The sequence below is a fragment of the Gemelliphila sp. 1F1 genome, from assembly GCF_056897515.1.
Map to the genome: position 1 here is coordinate 1 of NZ_JBXHBE010000003.1, position 16,447 is coordinate 16,447.

14 protein-coding genes are annotated in these 16,447 nt (G+C 28.2%); 2 read left to right on the forward strand and 12 right to left on the reverse strand.

What is annotated here, in order from left to right; all coding sequences use genetic code 11:
* Positions 1-365 precede the first annotated feature (365 nt).
* The 9 genes from AC1XWJ_RS03875 to AC1XWJ_RS03915 form a co-directional block, all read right to left on the reverse strand.
* Positions 366-1,523: a multidrug effflux MFS transporter gene (locus AC1XWJ_RS03875; protein WP_483334588.1), complete on the reverse strand. Its 1,158-nt coding sequence runs from the start codon at positions 1,521-1,523 to the stop codon at positions 366-368.
* 156 nt (positions 1,524-1,679) lie between these two features.
* Positions 1,680-2,528, reverse strand: a complete 849-nt coding sequence (locus AC1XWJ_RS03880) for a hypothetical protein (RefSeq protein ID WP_483334589.1) — start codon at positions 2,526-2,528, stop codon at positions 1,680-1,682.
* Between the two features lie 143 nt (positions 2,529-2,671).
* Positions 2,672-3,604: a ketopantoate reductase family protein gene (locus tag AC1XWJ_RS03885; RefSeq protein ID WP_483334590.1), complete on the reverse strand. Its 933-nt coding sequence runs from the start codon at positions 3,602-3,604 to the stop codon at positions 2,672-2,674.
* 26 nt (positions 3,605-3,630) lie between these two features.
* Positions 3,631-3,969: a DUF5713 family protein gene (locus AC1XWJ_RS03890; RefSeq protein ID WP_483334591.1), complete on the reverse strand. Its 339-nt coding sequence runs from the start codon at positions 3,967-3,969 to the stop codon at positions 3,631-3,633.
* A gap of 19 nt (positions 3,970-3,988) precedes the next feature.
* Positions 3,989-6,592 carry an ABC transporter permease gene (locus AC1XWJ_RS03895; RefSeq protein WP_483334592.1) on the reverse strand — a complete coding sequence of 868 codons (2,604 nt, stop codon included), beginning with the start codon at positions 6,590-6,592 and terminating at the stop codon, positions 3,989-3,991.
* A gap of 1 nt (position 6,593) precedes the next feature.
* Entirely contained in the window at positions 6,594-7,295 is a 702-nt protein-coding gene (locus AC1XWJ_RS03900) for an ABC transporter ATP-binding protein (RefSeq protein WP_483334593.1), read from the reverse strand.
* A 121-nt stretch (positions 7,296-7,416) separates the two neighbouring features.
* Positions 7,417-8,007 (reverse strand): glycerol-3-phosphate acyltransferase, encoded by a 591-nt coding sequence (locus AC1XWJ_RS03905; RefSeq protein WP_483334594.1) that lies wholly within the window; start codon positions 8,005-8,007, stop codon positions 7,417-7,419.
* Positions 8,007-8,975: a lysylphosphatidylglycerol synthase domain-containing protein gene (locus tag AC1XWJ_RS03910; protein WP_483334595.1), complete on the reverse strand. Its 969-nt coding sequence runs from the start codon at positions 8,973-8,975 to the stop codon at positions 8,007-8,009. Before AC1XWJ_RS03910 ends, AC1XWJ_RS03905 begins: the two co-directional genes overlap by 1 nt.
* Before the next feature lie 164 nt (positions 8,976-9,139).
* On the reverse strand, positions 9,140-10,543 hold the full coding sequence (locus AC1XWJ_RS03915) for a peptide MFS transporter (protein ID WP_483334596.1): 1,404 nt from the start codon (positions 10,541-10,543) through the stop codon (positions 9,140-9,142).
* Between the two features lie 341 nt (positions 10,544-10,884).
* On the opposite strand from AC1XWJ_RS03915, the gene AC1XWJ_RS03920 reads away from it, so the two are divergent.
* The gene (locus AC1XWJ_RS03920) at positions 10,885-11,760 is read left to right on the forward strand and encodes a YitT family protein (RefSeq protein ID WP_483334597.1); all 876 of its coding nucleotides are present in this window, start codon (positions 10,885-10,887) and stop codon (positions 11,758-11,760) included.
* Between the two features lie 73 nt (positions 11,761-11,833).
* Entirely contained in the window at positions 11,834-12,463 is a 630-nt protein-coding gene (clpP, locus tag AC1XWJ_RS03925; RefSeq protein WP_483334598.1) for an ATP-dependent Clp endopeptidase proteolytic subunit ClpP, read from the forward strand.
* Positions 12,464-12,509: 46 nt separating this feature from the next.
* On the opposite strand, the gene AC1XWJ_RS03930 is transcribed toward clpP, so the two are convergent.
* From AC1XWJ_RS03930 to AC1XWJ_RS03940, 3 genes are read right to left on the reverse strand one after another with little or no spacing between them, the layout of a single operon-like run.
* Entirely contained in the window at positions 12,510-13,835 is a 1,326-nt protein-coding gene (locus AC1XWJ_RS03930) for an APC family permease (RefSeq protein WP_483334599.1), read from the reverse strand.
* Positions 13,836-13,866: 31 nt separating this feature from the next.
* Positions 13,867-14,817 (reverse strand): L-threonine 3-dehydrogenase, encoded by a 951-nt coding sequence (locus tag AC1XWJ_RS03935; RefSeq protein ID WP_483334600.1) that lies wholly within the window; start codon positions 14,815-14,817, stop codon positions 13,867-13,869.
* A 30-nt stretch (positions 14,818-14,847) separates the two neighbouring features.
* Complete coding sequence (locus tag AC1XWJ_RS03940; RefSeq protein WP_483334601.1) at positions 14,848-16,038, reverse strand: glycine C-acetyltransferase; 1,191 nt, start codon at positions 16,036-16,038, stop codon at positions 14,848-14,850.
* Positions 16,039-16,447: the final 409 nt, after the last annotated feature.

The window sequence follows — 16,447 nt, forward strand, 5'->3', positions numbered from 1 at the left end:
GAACTTTTTCTATCTTTTTTTCTTAACATTCAATAAGTTTTTCTTTCTTATTGTTCGTCTCTCGTCAAGACTTTTATTATTCTATCATCTTCTTTTTCTTTTGTCAATATCTTTTTTGTTTTTTTTAATAATTGTTTTAACAATAATCTAAGAAGACTTGTAATAGTCTATCATCTAGTCTTTTTATTATCAAGTTATTTTTATATTTTTGTTATAATTTTTTATTCTTATAAATTAAATTAACTGTACATAACAATTTTTTATCTAAATTAATGTAAACTAATATTTATTAGTAAAATTTATAAAAAATACTTAATATAGAAAAATTACATTCCATATTAAGTATTATATATTTGTAATTAATTTTAAGTTTTTATAGTTGAGTATAAAAACAAGGCTATAATGCTACTTACTATAAGAACTATGCTAGTAGAATATAAAGTATTCCCTAAGCCTACTAAGGGAGATACTAACCCTCCAAATAAAAATTGAATAAATCCTAATACAGCTGCTGCTCCCCCTGCATTACTTCTTTCAGAATTCATAGCAGATGATGATGTAGCTGGCAAAATAATACCTAAACCTACTAATAACATAAAAAATCCTAATTCTACCAATAGAACATTTAATTTAAAAATTAAAGATAATGTAATATAAATACTTAGAATAACCATACTATTTAATCCGACAGATATTGATTTCTTATTATTAAATAAATTAGAAATTCTTGAACCTATAATTAATGCCAATCCATTCAAACCAAAAAATAAGCTATAAACAAACGCAGAAACTCCGTATTCTTCTTGAAAAATAAAAGGAGATGCCGAGATATAACCAAATAATCCTGCCATAGCAAATGATTGAACTAATATATAAGTAATAAACGTCATATTCTTTACAATATTAAATAATTTTTTATATGTTTCTATTAAAGAACCCGAAAATCTCTTGCTTTCTTCTAATGATTCATAAAATTTTAGAGATACTATTAACAGTATTAAACCTAGTATAGTTAGTATTATAAAAATACTTCTCCACTCTGTAAATTGTATGATAATCCCTCCAAATATAGGAGCTATTATAGGAGCTAACCCATTTATTGTCATTAATAAAGAAAAAAATGATTTTAGATTTCTTCCTCCGTACAAATCTGTTGCTATAGCTCGTGATAAAACTACGGATCCTGCTGCTGAAAATCCTTGTATAAATCTAAGTATTATTACAAAATTAATGTTATTAACTAAAACAATAAATAAAGTGCTTAAAATATAAATTATTAAACTACATATTAAGGGTAATTTTCTACCAATTCTATCGCTTATTGGCCCTATAATCAACTGTCCTATAGACAATCCTATCATACTACCAGTTAAAGTTAGTTGGATAATAGTAGCATTAACACCAAAATATTCGCTCATTATAGGCAATGCTGGTAAATACAAATCTATTATGAACGGCCCAAAGGCTGACAATACTCCTAAGAATATAACTAAAAACAACTTGCTATTCTTTCTTGAATTCATATTCAAAATACCTCACTATCTAACATTAAACAATGACTTTCTAAAGTTTTATAAAACAAGAAAAATATAAAAATAGTGGCATCATATTTTCAAACTAAATTACAATAAATATTAAAAATTTATCGCTAGTTATATACCACTATTTTAAATACCATTCTACTTATTTTCTAATGAGAAAAACTCTACTATAGATTTTAAAGCTTTTTTCGTTTCATTATCAGATTCTTCTTTATTAGTTTCTTCTAATTTTTCAAAATTATCTTCTTCTATTTTTTTTATAATTTCACTTATATTTTCTTCTTTAACGTTGGCATTAGAATCAATACTATCACTATCCATCAATACTTGTTCTTCTGACTCTATATACTCTACAACTTTATCCAATAAATCTTCTGAAGAAAGTTCTTCATCTTTTACATTCTCAACATTATCTATAAATTCAGATGTCTCTAAACTATCTTCTTGACTTGTATTTAAATCATTCATTAATTTATCAACTTCTTCTTTAATATCTTCCTTCATTTGATTATTATCATCTACAACAACATTGTTGTCATCTAAAATCAAATCTAAATTATCTTTACTCTCTTCTATTTTATCTGTTATTTCTTCATCTACAGATTGTTTAACTTCTGCTAGTTCAATAGTTTCTTCCAATTCTACACTATTATCTGAAAGCTTTTCTTCTATTACTATATCTTCAATAATAACTTCTTGATTATCTAAAGGTATTTCTTCTTTATCAGAAAATGCATCTATTAATTTGTCTAGCTGTGAACTATTGTTCAATTCTTCTTTAGTAACAATACTTTCACTTATATTATTTTCTAATTTTTCATCTTTTTCTATATTATAATTAGCCAATTCATTAATTTTATCTATACCATTTTGAAAATTTTTCAAAAGTAATTCCTTATGTTTTTTTGCTTCTTTAGGATTTTTATAATAATATATTCCTAGTGCAGAAACAGCCCCAAGCAGCAATCTTCTAGTTATTTTTGACATAAAGTATCTCCTCTTAATAAATTAATATTTTAATTCTATCAAAAATATATAATTATGTAAAGATTTATAAAATAAATGAAACCGAAATATTTTTTGTAAAAAAGAAAAGGCTGATGAACAATCAGCCTTTATTAAATAAAATACTACTTATTGTTATTTATTTCTTCTTTAGCGTGAATAATATGAGTAATTAAATCACACACTGGAGTTTTTATATTATGTTTCTTTCCTAATCTTGATACTGCTCCGTTTAAGTAATCGATTTCTGTTAAACGTCCATTCTTCATATCTTGATATAATGATGGATAGTGCAAGCCAGCCAATTCTGGTGGGAATATTCTACTTATATTTCCAGAGATAACATCATATTTAACGTCAACTCCTTCTGCTCTACCTACAGCTACAACTTCTTCCAACAGCATATCTGTAAGTTGTTGGTGTCCAGAGTAAGAACCATATTCTCCTATATTACAGTCAATAATTGTACAATAAGCATTCAACACACAATTTAAACCTGCTTTATGCCAAATTGACTGATAAACATTGTCAGAATAAACTAAATTTAGTCCAGCTTCATTGAACCTAGCAACTATATCTTTTGTCGCAGATACATCTTTTTCTGATACTTGTTTTATTTCTGTTTTTCCAGTACCTACTGCATTAAGTACTCCCGGACCACCTAAGCCACTAGTCCATAAAGTAACACCTATCAAAATATTTTCTGAATCAACATATTCTTTTAACGTATCGACGTGTCCTAAACCATTCAAAATACAAATAACTTTTGTAGTTTCTTTTAAAAATGGTTTTAAAGTTTCTAGCATTGGTTTTAGTTGCATTGATTTTGTGGCTACGAAGACAACATCATATTCACCAGTTAATTCATGAGGATAAAATATAGGAATTTTTACGTTTCCTAAATCTTCTCCATCAATTATCACTTTTAATCCTTCATTTTTTATTTTTTCTACATGTTCTTTCCAAGAGTCAATTAAAGTAACATCTTCTCCTTTTTGATGTAGCATATAAGCAAATCTTGATCCTAGAGCTCCAGCTCCTGCAAATAAAATTCTCATTTTTGTATCTCCTTTATTATATTTTATTACCAATCTCTTTCTTGAAGTGCTGTTTCCAAATCGATATCTATATTGAACCAATTTAAAACATACTCTATCGTAACAGCTATGCTATCCCTAGCGATAGTCTCAATTTCACTATCATTATCCCAAAATTCTTCTTGAAGATCATTTATTGATAATGTCATTTCATCAAGCACTTTTTGGACAACATCTATTTTATTCTCTCCAGTCTCTAAAATAGAAATAACTTTTCTTATTTCTTCTTGTAATTTTTCAACAAGAAAATTAGGATAATAGGTATCCTCAACCATGTCTTTTACCAAAATATAATTTTCATCAAATTTTTTCATATATGTACACATCCTTTTTATTTTTTATAAACTATTCTACTGATTTTAACGCTTCTACCATATTAATATTTTTTAGGTATCTATGAACTATAGCCATTATAATAATAGTTACAACTAATGTTATTGCAGTGGATATTAAATAAACATAAATAGATACAGAAGTTTCAAATATCATATCTCTAGCTGCAAGCTCTACAATAATTTTTTGATACATTAAATATCCTACATAATTACCTATAGCTACACCTATCAATGTTAAATAAAATATTTCTCGAAACACATAAGTAGTAATCTCTTTGGTGTAAAATCCTAAAACTTTTATAGTAGATAATTCTCTAATTCGTTCAGAAAGATTTATATTTATTAAATTATACAGAACTACTATCGCTAAAGTGGTAGAACATAGAACAATAACTAATACTATAATATCTATACCTTCTACAAAATTATCAAACGTTTCTTTAAAACTTTGTTGATTTATAATATTTACAACATTTTTATCTTTCTCTAACAATGATACCACATTATTTATCTTGTCTTTATCATTATAATTTTTCACAAGAAAACTATTAACTACATATTCTTTTTGAAATATTTGTTCATAATATTCGCTAGACATATATATAGTATGCCCAAAATAGTTTTTGCTTATCCCAGAAACTTTAACTTTATAAGTATTATCGTTCAAAGCTATATCAAGACTAGATCCTATATCTAAGTTATATAGATAAGCTAGTTTTTCACTAATTATAGCTCCTTCATTAGATTTTTCTACGATTCCATCATTATTTTTTAACGTTACATAATCTTGTAAATCATCTTTATAAACAATCATAGATATATTATCTAAAATATCATTACCATTTTTTATAACAGCTCTACTTAACAATACTTCCACACTATTATCTACATTATGTCTATCATTCAAAACTTTTACTATATTATTTTTATCACTATCGCTTATATAAGGGTTATAGCTAACTGCCAAATTATATTTAGTAATACTGTTGAATTGTTCATTAGAAATATTCATAACTCCAAATCTTATACCAAAACCGATAAACATCAATGCCGTACACCCAAGAACTCCTAAAACAGTCATCAACATTCTGACTTTGTAGCGAAAAATATTTCTAAAAGTTACTTTATGAAGGAAAGATAATTTATTCCAGATAAAAGTCAAATATTCAAGAAATATTCTTGATCCTTCCTTAGGAGCCTTAGAACGTAATAAATTAGCTGGTTTCTCTCTTAAAATTTTATATATAGGAAAAGTTACAGCAATTATTACACAAACAACAGAAATAAAAAGTGCAACAAATATAGTAAATTTTGTAAATACTATTTCTGGGATTTTTAGAGTCAAAAATCTTGCATAAGAATTATAAATTATTGGAACTATTATTGAATAAGAAGCTACAACACCTATAATCCCCCCTATTAATGTAGACAAAAAACCATAAATATAATACTTCTTAGAAATTTGAAGGTTACTATATCCTAAAGACTTCAATGTTCCTATATTAGTTCTATTTTCATCAACCATTCTAGAGATTGTAGTTAACGAAACTAGAACGGATACAGAAAATAAGAACACAGAAAAAATATTAGCTATTGATAACAAACTTTTAGCTGACTCTATAAATTGTTTATAATAAGTATTTCCTTGGATATTCTCTACATTATACTTAGGATAAGATATTTCATCAATCTGTTTTTTATAGACTTGTAATTGTTGCTCTCTGCTTTCTAATTCTAACTTCTGATTATCCAAATTTGACTTTTGCTGTTCGTATTCCGTAGAAGGCAAGTTTGCAATTTGTTCATAAGCAAAATTAAGTTGCTCTTTGGCATCTAATATTTTCTGGTTATCTGCTTGCCATTTTTCTAAGTTATTATTACGGAACTTATCATTATTAACTCTGTGCAAATCCTCTAATTTTTTAACTATACTATCACGATATTTATTTACATTATCGTAATATTCTTGAACAGTTAAATCTGTTCTATCTATATCTTTAAGCAATATGGATACCCCACTTACCAAATCCGAAGAAAAACTTTCTTTATGGACATAACCAAAGAAATCTACATTACCTTTGTTATTCGTAGAATTTTCTGGATAATCCATTCCATAAACAAAACCTACTATTTTGTACTCTGAATTTTTTAGATTTAAACTACTATTATCTAGATTATTAAGTTTAATGGTATCACCAATTTTATAATTATCTTTTAGTGCTTCAGTCAAAACTATCTCTTCTTCATTTTTAGGAAGATTACCACTAATTAATTTAGGGGTAGCTATATTTTCATTTAAAGATTGAATTTGTAAATTATATCCATATTTATCTTCTTTACTTTTTAGTTGATAATAAACTTCTGTACTCTTTATCTCTGAAAATTGTTCTAAATAAGAAACATCTTCTTTAGCCATAAGAAAATCATTGCTGACTTTTATATCGTACATATTAGACTGTTGCAAGTATTTATTTAAAGTGTTGTTCATTGTAGATGGAACTTCATTTAATCCAATAAATACAAAAACCCCCAAAAACATTATTATCATAATAGATAAAAACTTAGTTTTCGTCTTTTTAATCTCTCTTAATAAATCTTTATTTATAGATTTCATACTACCACTCAACTTCGCTAATATCTTTAGGATTATCGTTTATTATAATATTTCTGACACTAGAATCATATATTTCAATTACTTTATCGGCAACTTCTGCAATTTTGCTGTTGTGAGTTATTACTATTACTATTTTATTTTCATTTCTACAATAATCTTGTAAATTTTGTAACACCAGTTTACCTGTGTTGTGATCAAGAGCTCCTGTTGGTTCATCACAGAGTAAAATTTTTGGATTTTTCGCTATTGCTCTAGCTATAGAAACTCTTTGTTGTTCTCCCCCTGATATTTGTGATGGAAAGTTATTTTTTCTTACTTCAAGACCAACCATTTTCAAAACATCCAAAGATTCTTTTGCATTATCCACTATTTGAGCCGCTAGTTCAACATTTTCTAATACTGTTAAATTAGGTATTAAATTATAAAACTGAAAAACAAATCCTATAGTTTTTCTTCTATATTTTGTAAGTTGCGTATCATTAAATTTTGTAATATCTTCTCCAAAAACATCAACTGTTCCACTTGTTGCACTATCCATACCTCCTAATATATTTAAGAGCGTACTTTTTCCTGCACCACTAGGACCTAATATTACAACAAATTCACCATTGTCTATTTCAAAATTTATATTTTTATTGGCTACTACTTTATTATTTCCTAGTCCATATTCTTTTATTAAATTCTTCACAACTATACTTTTCATAAGTCACCTCACAAATCCATCTACTATTATATTTTAACATAAAAATTACTTGCATTGTATATCTTTTCAATTTTAAATAAAAAAAGCACATTTACATACTATATAAATGTGCTTTCGATAATTATTTTTTTACTCGACGTGCTGCAAAGTATTTGTTAAAAGCATTAGTTATATCACCTATAGCTACTACAAACAACATAATAATTACAACAACAAATATTAAAGCTCCCTGCCACGACTTAAAATCTACATAATAAATATATATTAACATAGGTAACGTACTATAAAATCCTATAGTTGTGCTTCTAGTTACAAAAGCTATCAATAAAAACCCTAAAAGAAAAACAAATAGCAAGTTAGGAGACAATGCAGCTATCCCTCCTACAAACGTTGCAACACCTTTGCCGCCATTAAAAGAATTTAAAATCGGCATAATATGACCTAATACTACTAAAAATAAGCAGATAGTAATTACTAAAATATTAACATTTAATATCTTTAACAATATAACTACTAAAAAACCTTTAAATAAATCTATAGTAGCAACAAACAAAAATGCTCTCGTTCCAAAAACCCTTCCAGCATTTCTTGCTCCAATATTACCAGAACCTTTGTTAGAAATATCTTCGCCATAAAATCTTTTTAAAACATTTCCACCTAATATATTACCTATTGAATAAGATAGAATAAAATACACTGTATTTAAAATCATTAAATTCCCTCCTTTTTATTAATCAATCTTTTTACAAATTGAATAACTACCTCACTAATAAAAAGTATAGTACCTATAATAAAAGGAACTACATAATAAGATAGCCTATAAACAAATATAGTTGCAGCAACTATTTCTCCTTTAAATCCTAGATTTTTTAGACCTAATATAACTAAAAAATCAAAAGTCCCGACTCCTCCCGGGACCATAGACAGCAAACCAGCAATAGAAGCTACTACTATTACACCCAAAATTCTAGATTCTTTACCAAAAATAAAACTTCCTTCAAAGATATATAATATAAACAACACTAAAAAAGCTGCATATAACCATTCTAAAAAAGAAACAACCGCCAATTTAATAGCTAAATATCTATCACTCTTTATTTTAGGATTTTTCATATTAATAAATAAATATATTGGTAAAAATAATGTCATAAGTAGCAGAAAGTAATAGAATATAGAATAATCGCTATACAAATCTGCCCCTGGCAAGAAATTAAGGACTACTAAAATAGCCAACATACTTAACCCAGACAACATTGATACTAATATCATCCCAATAGCTATTAATAAACTTTTATTATTTTTAGAATAAGGTTTATAGCAATAATACCTTAATCCTGCACCTATAACACCGCCAAAACCTAAAATCATATTAAGAGAATTTGTCATAAAACTAATTTTAAAAACACGAATACCTTTTAAACTATTTTTTATAGGAATAGCTTTTAAAACAAAATAGTCATAAAAAGAAAGAATAGATATTCCTACTATCCCTAAAAAAATTATAAATAAAAAAATAGGTACTCCTAAACTAGATACTAATCTTTCTATCTTAACAAAATCAAGATTGTCGATTTCTTTCCTAAAATAAGAAAAAAGCATTGTTACAATTACTATCCCAAATATTATTTGAACTAATGTTTTAATAATGTTGGAATATTTTTGATTTTTACTATTTTCCATCAATTCTTCCTTAACAATATTTTTTCAATAATATAATATCACTTATTATATATTTTTTCAATATTTATACTAATTATATAAAAAACAATTATGTTAAGTACTATTAATTTATAGATGCATAATAAAAAAGGCTGACGTGAAAATCAGCCTAAACAATTATTTTTCTACTCTTCTTTCAATTTATCCAACGCCATAAGTTTTTCTAAGTAACCTTTTATCATTAATAAAATTACTCCGAACACTATTACTATTATTGCAATATATCCAAAAATTTTAGAGAATCCTAGAGACTCTGTATATCCTGTTAATGCTGCAGAAATTTTGTTAGCTAGTGAGAATGATAGATACCATATCGCCATTACAAGAGATGAATATTTTGCTGGCGCTAGTTTGTTAAATAGTGACATTCCTATAGGAGATAACATTAACTCCCCTACCGTTAACAATAAGTAAGCTAGAAGAATGTACCAAATACTCATCTTAGCACTTCCATCTGTAACTCCACCTAATGTACTAATACCTAATACAAGAACTCCAAAAGCTAAACCAGATAAAATCATACCTAAAGCCATCTTAGTAGAAACAGGTAAATCTCCTCTTTTAGACTCATCTAATCTCAACCATAATTTCGCTAAGACCGGAGCCAGAACAACACATAATATTCCGTTAAATGATATTAACCAAGAAATAGGCATTGTAAAGCCAAAAATATTTCTATCTACTAAATCTTTAGCTAACAATGAAAACGAAGTTTGAGTCTGATACCATGCACTCCAGAATAAAACAACAAATACAAAGAATATAGCCATTGCAACCATACGTCCTTTTTCTTCCTTAGTGAATCCTTTTTTAACCTCTTTTTCTTCACGCTTAGCTTCCGCTTTTTTGAATGATGGATATTTTCCTACTTCTTTTAGCCACTTAGGTGCTAAATATACAAATCCTAAAAGTTGAATCGTATTTAAAATTAATGCTGTTAAAAACGCATATTTAAATCCATAAGCAGCTACTGTACCATCAGCATTTAACGTTGCAAATTTTGTTTCTACTATGTATCCTACAACAATAGGACCTAAAAATGCACCAATATTAGTTGCCATATAAAATATACTATATGCTTCATCACGTCTACTCAACTCTTCTTTTTTGTAGAATTCTCCCACTAAAGCACTTACGTTCCCTTTACCTAGACCACTTGCTAGAATACCTAACCCAAAGCAAATCCATAAAGTAGTAGCAGTTGGATTACTAGGTAAAATAGTTACAAAAGCTAAGTAGTAAAATGAACTGACAAGTGTTCCCAAGGCAATAGTCTTTTGTAATCCTAAATACCTATCAGCTAAAAATCCTCCAACAAGCGGCGCCATAAAACCTAACATTGCATACGTTCCATACATATCACTCGCTTGAGAAACACTAAACCCTAATCCATTTTCTTCTACTGGAGAAGTTAAGAATAAGAATAAATATCCTATAACTCCGTATGCATAAAAGCTATTTAATCCAGTACATAAATTAGCTAGTTGCAACCCTATAGGGTGTTTCTTTTTTAATTTATTTGTTTCCATAAAACAAACCTCCTTATTTATTTCAACTGTATTTTAGCACCTTTACTCAAAAAAATACAATAGATTTTTAAAATGTAAATAAATTAATTTTATTATACTTTTTCATATTATATTTTCATAAAATGAAAACATTTTATAATATAAACAACACAAAATGTATCCGATAACCACAACTATTTGCTTTCAGTTTTAATTTATGATATTTTTTATTATAAAATCTATATTCATAAACTATTAACCAACTAAAATTAATCAAATTTTTATAACTAATTTATCTTGATTTTTCTATAAATAACGATTACAATAATACTAACTAAGAAACATAAGAAAGAATAGACGATATGATAAGAGAAACGCTTTACGAAGTTAATAAAAGAAAAAACATTAAAAACATTTTGTTTATGACTGTGGGTATATTTATTTTTTCTGTTTATGCAGGAATACTCATACCTTACAACGATTTGTCCACTGGCGGAGCTTTAGGACTCGCATTAGTTATAAATAAACTTACCGGGATAAAATTAGGGCTTGCCCAATTATTACTAAATATACCACTATTTTATATAGGATTTAAGTACGTCAGCAAAAAATTTATGGTTATAACTGTAATATTTATCGTAGCATCATCTTTTTTAATAGACTATCTACCGACAGTTATTACACCAGTTGATTTGCAAGACAAATTAGTAGCCACTATTTTCGCCGGAATTTTATCCGGAGTAGCTATGTGCCTTATTTTAATATCAGGTGGTTCTACTGGCGGAACTGATATTACAGGTAAATTTCTAGTAAATAAATATAAACTAAATTTACCTACTGTTTTTTTGGTACAAGATATTATAATTTATATTATAATTTGGTTCACTTTCGACTTACGTTATGTTATGTACGCTGTTATTATGAGCTTTGTTAGAAATCAAACTATGCGAATGTTCCAAAAATTTATTTCAGCATATATTCAATGTACAATTATTTCCGACAACGCTGACGCTTTAGCAGAAATAATTAATAGAGAAATGAATAGAGGTTGTACAATAATCGATGTAGAAGGAAGTTATACACACCAAAAAAGAAAAATGCTTATTCTTGTTATCCAACAAAACGAATTATATACTCTTAAAAAATTAATAAATAAAAATTGTCCTAAAGCATTTATAACTGTAAATAGCATTAATACTATTATGGGTAATTTCAAAGAACACTCTTATATACTGTAAATTCGCACTATTGAATAATATTTATATGTACAGTATAATATAGCTAATAGATTTTCAAGGAGGAAAATAATATATGAATTTAATACCTACAGTTATTGAGCAAACATCTCAAGGAGAAAGAGCTTACGATATTTACTCAAGATTATTAAAAGATAGAATAATTATTTTAGGATCAGATGTAAATGATCAAGTAGCTAATTCAATAGTTAGCCAATTACTATTTTTAGAAGCTCAAGATAGCGAAAAAGATATATATTTCTACATAAATTCCCCAGGCGGAAGTGTTACAGCTGGATTCGCTATATACGATACTATGCAACATATTAAGTGCGATGTAGTTACTATATGTATGGGAATGGCAGCAAGTATGGGAGCTTTCTTACTAGCAGCAGGAACTATCGGAAAGCGCTACTGTCTTCCTAATGCAGAAGTTATGATACACCAACCTTTAGGTGGAGCTCAAGGCCAAGCTACAGAAATCGAAATAGCTGCGCGTCATATTCTAAGAACAAAAGCACGCTTAAACAAAATATTAGCAGATAGAACAGGTCAAACAATAAAAGCGATAGAAAGAGATACAGAAAGAGATAACTATTTAACAGCAGAAGAAGCTTTAGAGTATGGTTTGGTAGATAAAGTTATGTATCCAGAAAATGATAAACCACAGAAAAAAGAAAAACCAAAAAAATCTCAAAAAAAGTAAACTAATAAAAAATCCTATTACTTAAAATTAAGTAATAGGATTTTTTCTATTTTTTATATTTATTTATTAATTCCTTATAGAAAAGCAATCCAATTAGCATTAACACTGTTCCTCCTAAAGCTAGCAAGGTTTGAGTTAATAACGTATTTATCAGAATAAATAACCCTCCAATTATTGCTATTCCCGGAATAACAGGGTATAAAGGAACCTTATAAGGTCTAACTAATTCTGGTTCTCTCTTTCTCAAAATTATAACAGCTAAAAATGTCATCGTATAGAACATCCAAATAACGAACAGTAATAAATCTGTTAACATATCGAACTGTCCAGAGAATATCATAATTATAGATACAATCAAAACTATTATCCCTGAATTTACAGGTATAGCATTTTTGTTTAATTTTGCAATTATGTTAGATTTTGGAACTAAATTTTCTTTAGCTAATGTATAAGGTATTCTTATTCCAGCCATTGTGTACCCATTAATAGTTCCATAAACACTAACTAATATACCTATAGTTATCAATTTCCCCCCAAGAGGTCCAAACAACTTAATAGCAACATCACTAGCAGCATTAGAATTTCCTGCTATTTCTGATATAGGTAAAGCCGTAACAAAAGCTATGTTTATTAAAACATATACAAGCATAATAGCGCTCAACCCTAAAACAATGGCTCTTGGCAAATCTTTTTTAGGATTTTTCATTTCTCCAGCCATAGCTCCAACATTAATCCACCCATCATAAGCAAACATAGTAGCTAACAAAGCTGTCCCCAATAAACTAAGAGTATTTCCTCCATATCCCCCTACATTTTCACTAGTAGGCAATAAAGATATACTTTGTACATCACCCTTTAACAATCCAAATACTATTATCAAACCTATAGGTATCAACTTACATATAGTTGTTACTACCTGTAAAGTTGAAGATGCTTTAGACCCTAAGAAGTTTAAAAACATTATAGAGCTGGCAGCTAATATAGCTATAGGTATATGCCAAGTAACATTTATATTAAATAAATTTAATACTTGTGTTGAGAAGATAATAGCTAAAGCTGCTATGTTGGCTGGCATATAAATAACACCTTGAGTCCAACCTAATAAATATGCTGCAGTTTTACCATAAGTTCTCTCAATCCAAACTATCATTCCTCCAGTTTCTGGTATAGCAGCTGCCAATTCTGCCGCTGTAAGTCCAGCACAAAGAGTTATTATTCCTCCAAGCACCCAAGCTAACATTCCAAGACTTACACTTCCTGTGGTCTTATATATTATAGCTGCTTTAAAGAAGACTCCAGCACCTATAACCGTCCCCATTACGGTAGCAAAAGCCGGGAAGAAACCTATATTCTTTTTTAATTCATTATTCATTTTTTTACCTAACCTTTAATAACTTATAAACTTAAATTCCTTTTTTCGATAACTCGTCTAACATAGTCTTTGTCATTCTATCTAGATCAAACTTAGGCTCAAATCCCCACTCTTCTTTCGCACAAGTAGCGTCAATAGAATTTGGCCAAGAGTTTGCTATACCTTGTCTCACTGGATCTACATCATAATCAATTTCAAAGTTAGGTATATATTTTCTTATTGATGCTGCTATTTGCTCTGGTTCAAAACTCATAGCCGCAATATTGAAACTATTTCTATGTTTTAGTTTACTTGCATCTGCATTTAATAAATCTACAACCGCATCAATTGCATCATCCATATACATCATATCCATATATGTTCCTTTAGCAATAAAGCTCGTGTATTTACCATATTTTAAAGCATCATAGTAAATATGCACAGCATAATCAGTAGTTCCACCACCTGGCAAAACTTTGTGAGAAATTAATCCAGGGAAGCGTACAGATCTAGTATCCACCCCATATTTAGTGTAATAATAATCACATAATAATTCTCCAGCTACTTTAGTAACTCCGTACATAGTACTAGGACGCATCAAAGTATCTTGTGGTGTGTTATCTTTTGGAGTATCATCACCAAACGCAGCAATAGATGATGGTGCAAAGAATGTTGCATCTAACTCTCTAGCAACCTCTAGTCCATTTACCAATCCTTGCATATTTAAACTCCATCCAAGTTGTGGATTTTTTTCTGCAGTAGCTGACAACAATGCAGCTAAATGTATAATTGTATCAACTTTTTTATCTTTGGCTAACTCTAAAAATTTACTGTAGTCCATAACATCTAAAATTTCAAAAATACCGTCTGTTACAACTTCATTATCTTCAACTCTTTTTATATCTGTAGCTATTACGTTTTCTACACCTAAATCTTTTCTTAATCTTAAAACTAATTCACTTCCTATTTGTCCTAGTGCTCCTGTAACTAATACCTTTTTCATTTTTATAAACCTCTTTTTCTCATAAATTTATTATATTATCTCTAATTCTTTTCCTATTTTTTCGTAAATACGTACAACTTCTTCTAGCATTTCTTTCGTATGTCCTGCTTGCAACATATTTCTTACACGTCCTGTTCCTAAAGGTACAGTCGGAAACACAATAGATTTTGCATAAACTCCGTTGTCTCTTAATTTTTTATAGAACATTTGCGTTTTATTTTCATCACCAATAATAACTGGAACTATAGGTGTTGTAGAAACCCCAACATTATAACCCAATTTCCCTAATTCTTCTTTTAAGAAATTAGCATTCTCCCATAATCGTTCTACCAATTCTGGCTCTGAAGATATGATTTCTATAGATTTTTTAGCTGCAGCAGCTGCACCTGGAGTAAGTGATGTTGAAAATAAGAATGGTCTTCCTCTTACTTTTAGCCAATCTATTAGTTCTTTACTACCGGCTACATATCCTCCCACTACTCCTACAGCTTTTGATAAAGTTCCAACTTGAATATCTATATCATTAGATGCATCAAACTCTTTTACTGTTCCTGCACCTTTACCCATAGTTCCCGAACCATGAGCGTCATCAATATAAGTTATTAAACCAAATTCTTTGGCTATTTCTACTATTTCTGGTATTTTTGCAACATCACCGTCCATAGAATATACTCCGTCAGAAATATACATAATCTTCTCATATAGACCACTATCAATAGCTTCTTTCGCTTTAGACCTTAGATCATCCATATCCTGATGTTTACATCTAATAATTTTTGCACCAGACAATCTACATCCATCAATAATTGATGCATGATTTAATTCATCAGATAATATTGCATCTGCCTTACCTACTATTGCAGGAATAGTTGCCATATTACAGTTGAATCCTGATTGAAAAGCTATAGCTGCTTCTGTTTTTTTGAACTTAGCTATAGTTTCCTCTAGCTCTTTGTGTATCTTTAACGTACCATTAATAGTTCTAACAGCCCCTGCACCTACACCGTATTCTTTTACAGCTTGAATTTCTGCTTCTTTTACATCTTCTCGTGTAGCTAATCCTAAATAATTATTAGCTGATAAATTAATAAATTCTTTATCATTAATCTTTATAGTAGTTCCATTAGCTCCCTCTAGAACATCAATTTCATTGTACAAACCTTTTTCTTTTAACTCTGCAATACTTTTAGATAGTATTTTTTTTAGATTGTTAGCACTCATAATAAACCTCCTATTTTTATATGCTGTATTTATTAGAAATACAATTGTTTTAAAATTTATATCCGGATTAAATTATAAAATTCATTTATTTATGTAAATATTTTTCATTTTTGAAATTGTTTACAATATAATTTAAACATAGAAATTAATTTGTGTCAATACAAAATTATAAAAATATTGTTGTTTTTATGGGTAATACAAGTGTATTTATTCGATTAAAATTGTTTTAATTTTCATTTTAATTTTCAATTATAAAAAATATTTCTATTATATTACAGCATAAAATAATATTATAAAAATAATATTATTTACAAAAAATAAATCAAAATTACGAAGAAACTATACGCTAATTCATTATGCAAAACATATATTACAATATATTACAATATTAAAATTATATTTTTTATGG

Coding starts and splice junctions, on each gene's coding strand:
- AC1XWJ_RS03875 (WP_483334588.1), bottom strand. CDS start 1,523: ATGAATTCAAGAAAGAATAGCAAGTTGTTTTTAGTTATATTCTTAGGA.
- AC1XWJ_RS03880 (WP_483334589.1), bottom strand. CDS start 2,528: ATGTCAAAAATAACTAGAAGATTGCTGCTTGGGGCTGTTTCTGCACTA.
- AC1XWJ_RS03885 (WP_483334590.1), bottom strand. CDS start 3,604: ATGAGAATTTTATTTGCAGGAGCTGGAGCTCTAGGATCAAGATTTGCT.
- AC1XWJ_RS03890 (WP_483334591.1), bottom strand. CDS start 3,969: ATGTGTACATATATGAAAAAATTTGATGAAAATTATATTTTGGTAAAA.
- AC1XWJ_RS03895 (WP_483334592.1), bottom strand. CDS start 6,592: ATGAAATCTATAAATAAAGATTTATTAAGAGAGATTAAAAAGACGAAA.
- AC1XWJ_RS03900 (WP_483334593.1), bottom strand. CDS start 7,295: ATGAAAAGTATAGTTGTGAAGAATTTAATAAAAGAATATGGACTAGGA.
- AC1XWJ_RS03905 (WP_483334594.1), bottom strand. CDS start 8,007: ATGATTTTAAATACAGTGTATTTTATTCTATCTTATTCAATAGGTAAT.
- AC1XWJ_RS03910 (WP_483334595.1), bottom strand. CDS start 8,975: ATGGAAAATAGTAAAAATCAAAAATATTCCAACATTATTAAAACATTA.
- AC1XWJ_RS03915 (WP_483334596.1), bottom strand. CDS start 10,543: ATGGAAACAAATAAATTAAAAAAGAAACACCCTATAGGGTTGCAACTA.
- AC1XWJ_RS03920 (WP_483334597.1), top strand. CDS start 10,885: ATGATAAGAGAAACGCTTTACGAAGTTAATAAAAGAAAAAACATTAAA.
- clpP (WP_483334598.1), top strand. CDS start 11,834: ATGAATTTAATACCTACAGTTATTGAGCAAACATCTCAAGGAGAAAGA.
- AC1XWJ_RS03930 (WP_483334599.1), bottom strand. CDS start 13,835: ATGAATAATGAATTAAAAAAGAATATAGGTTTCTTCCCGGCTTTTGCT.
- AC1XWJ_RS03935 (WP_483334600.1), bottom strand. CDS start 14,817: ATGAAAAAGGTATTAGTTACAGGAGCACTAGGACAAATAGGAAGTGAA.
- AC1XWJ_RS03940 (WP_483334601.1), bottom strand. CDS start 16,038: ATGAGTGCTAACAATCTAAAAAAAATACTATCTAAAAGTATTGCAGAG.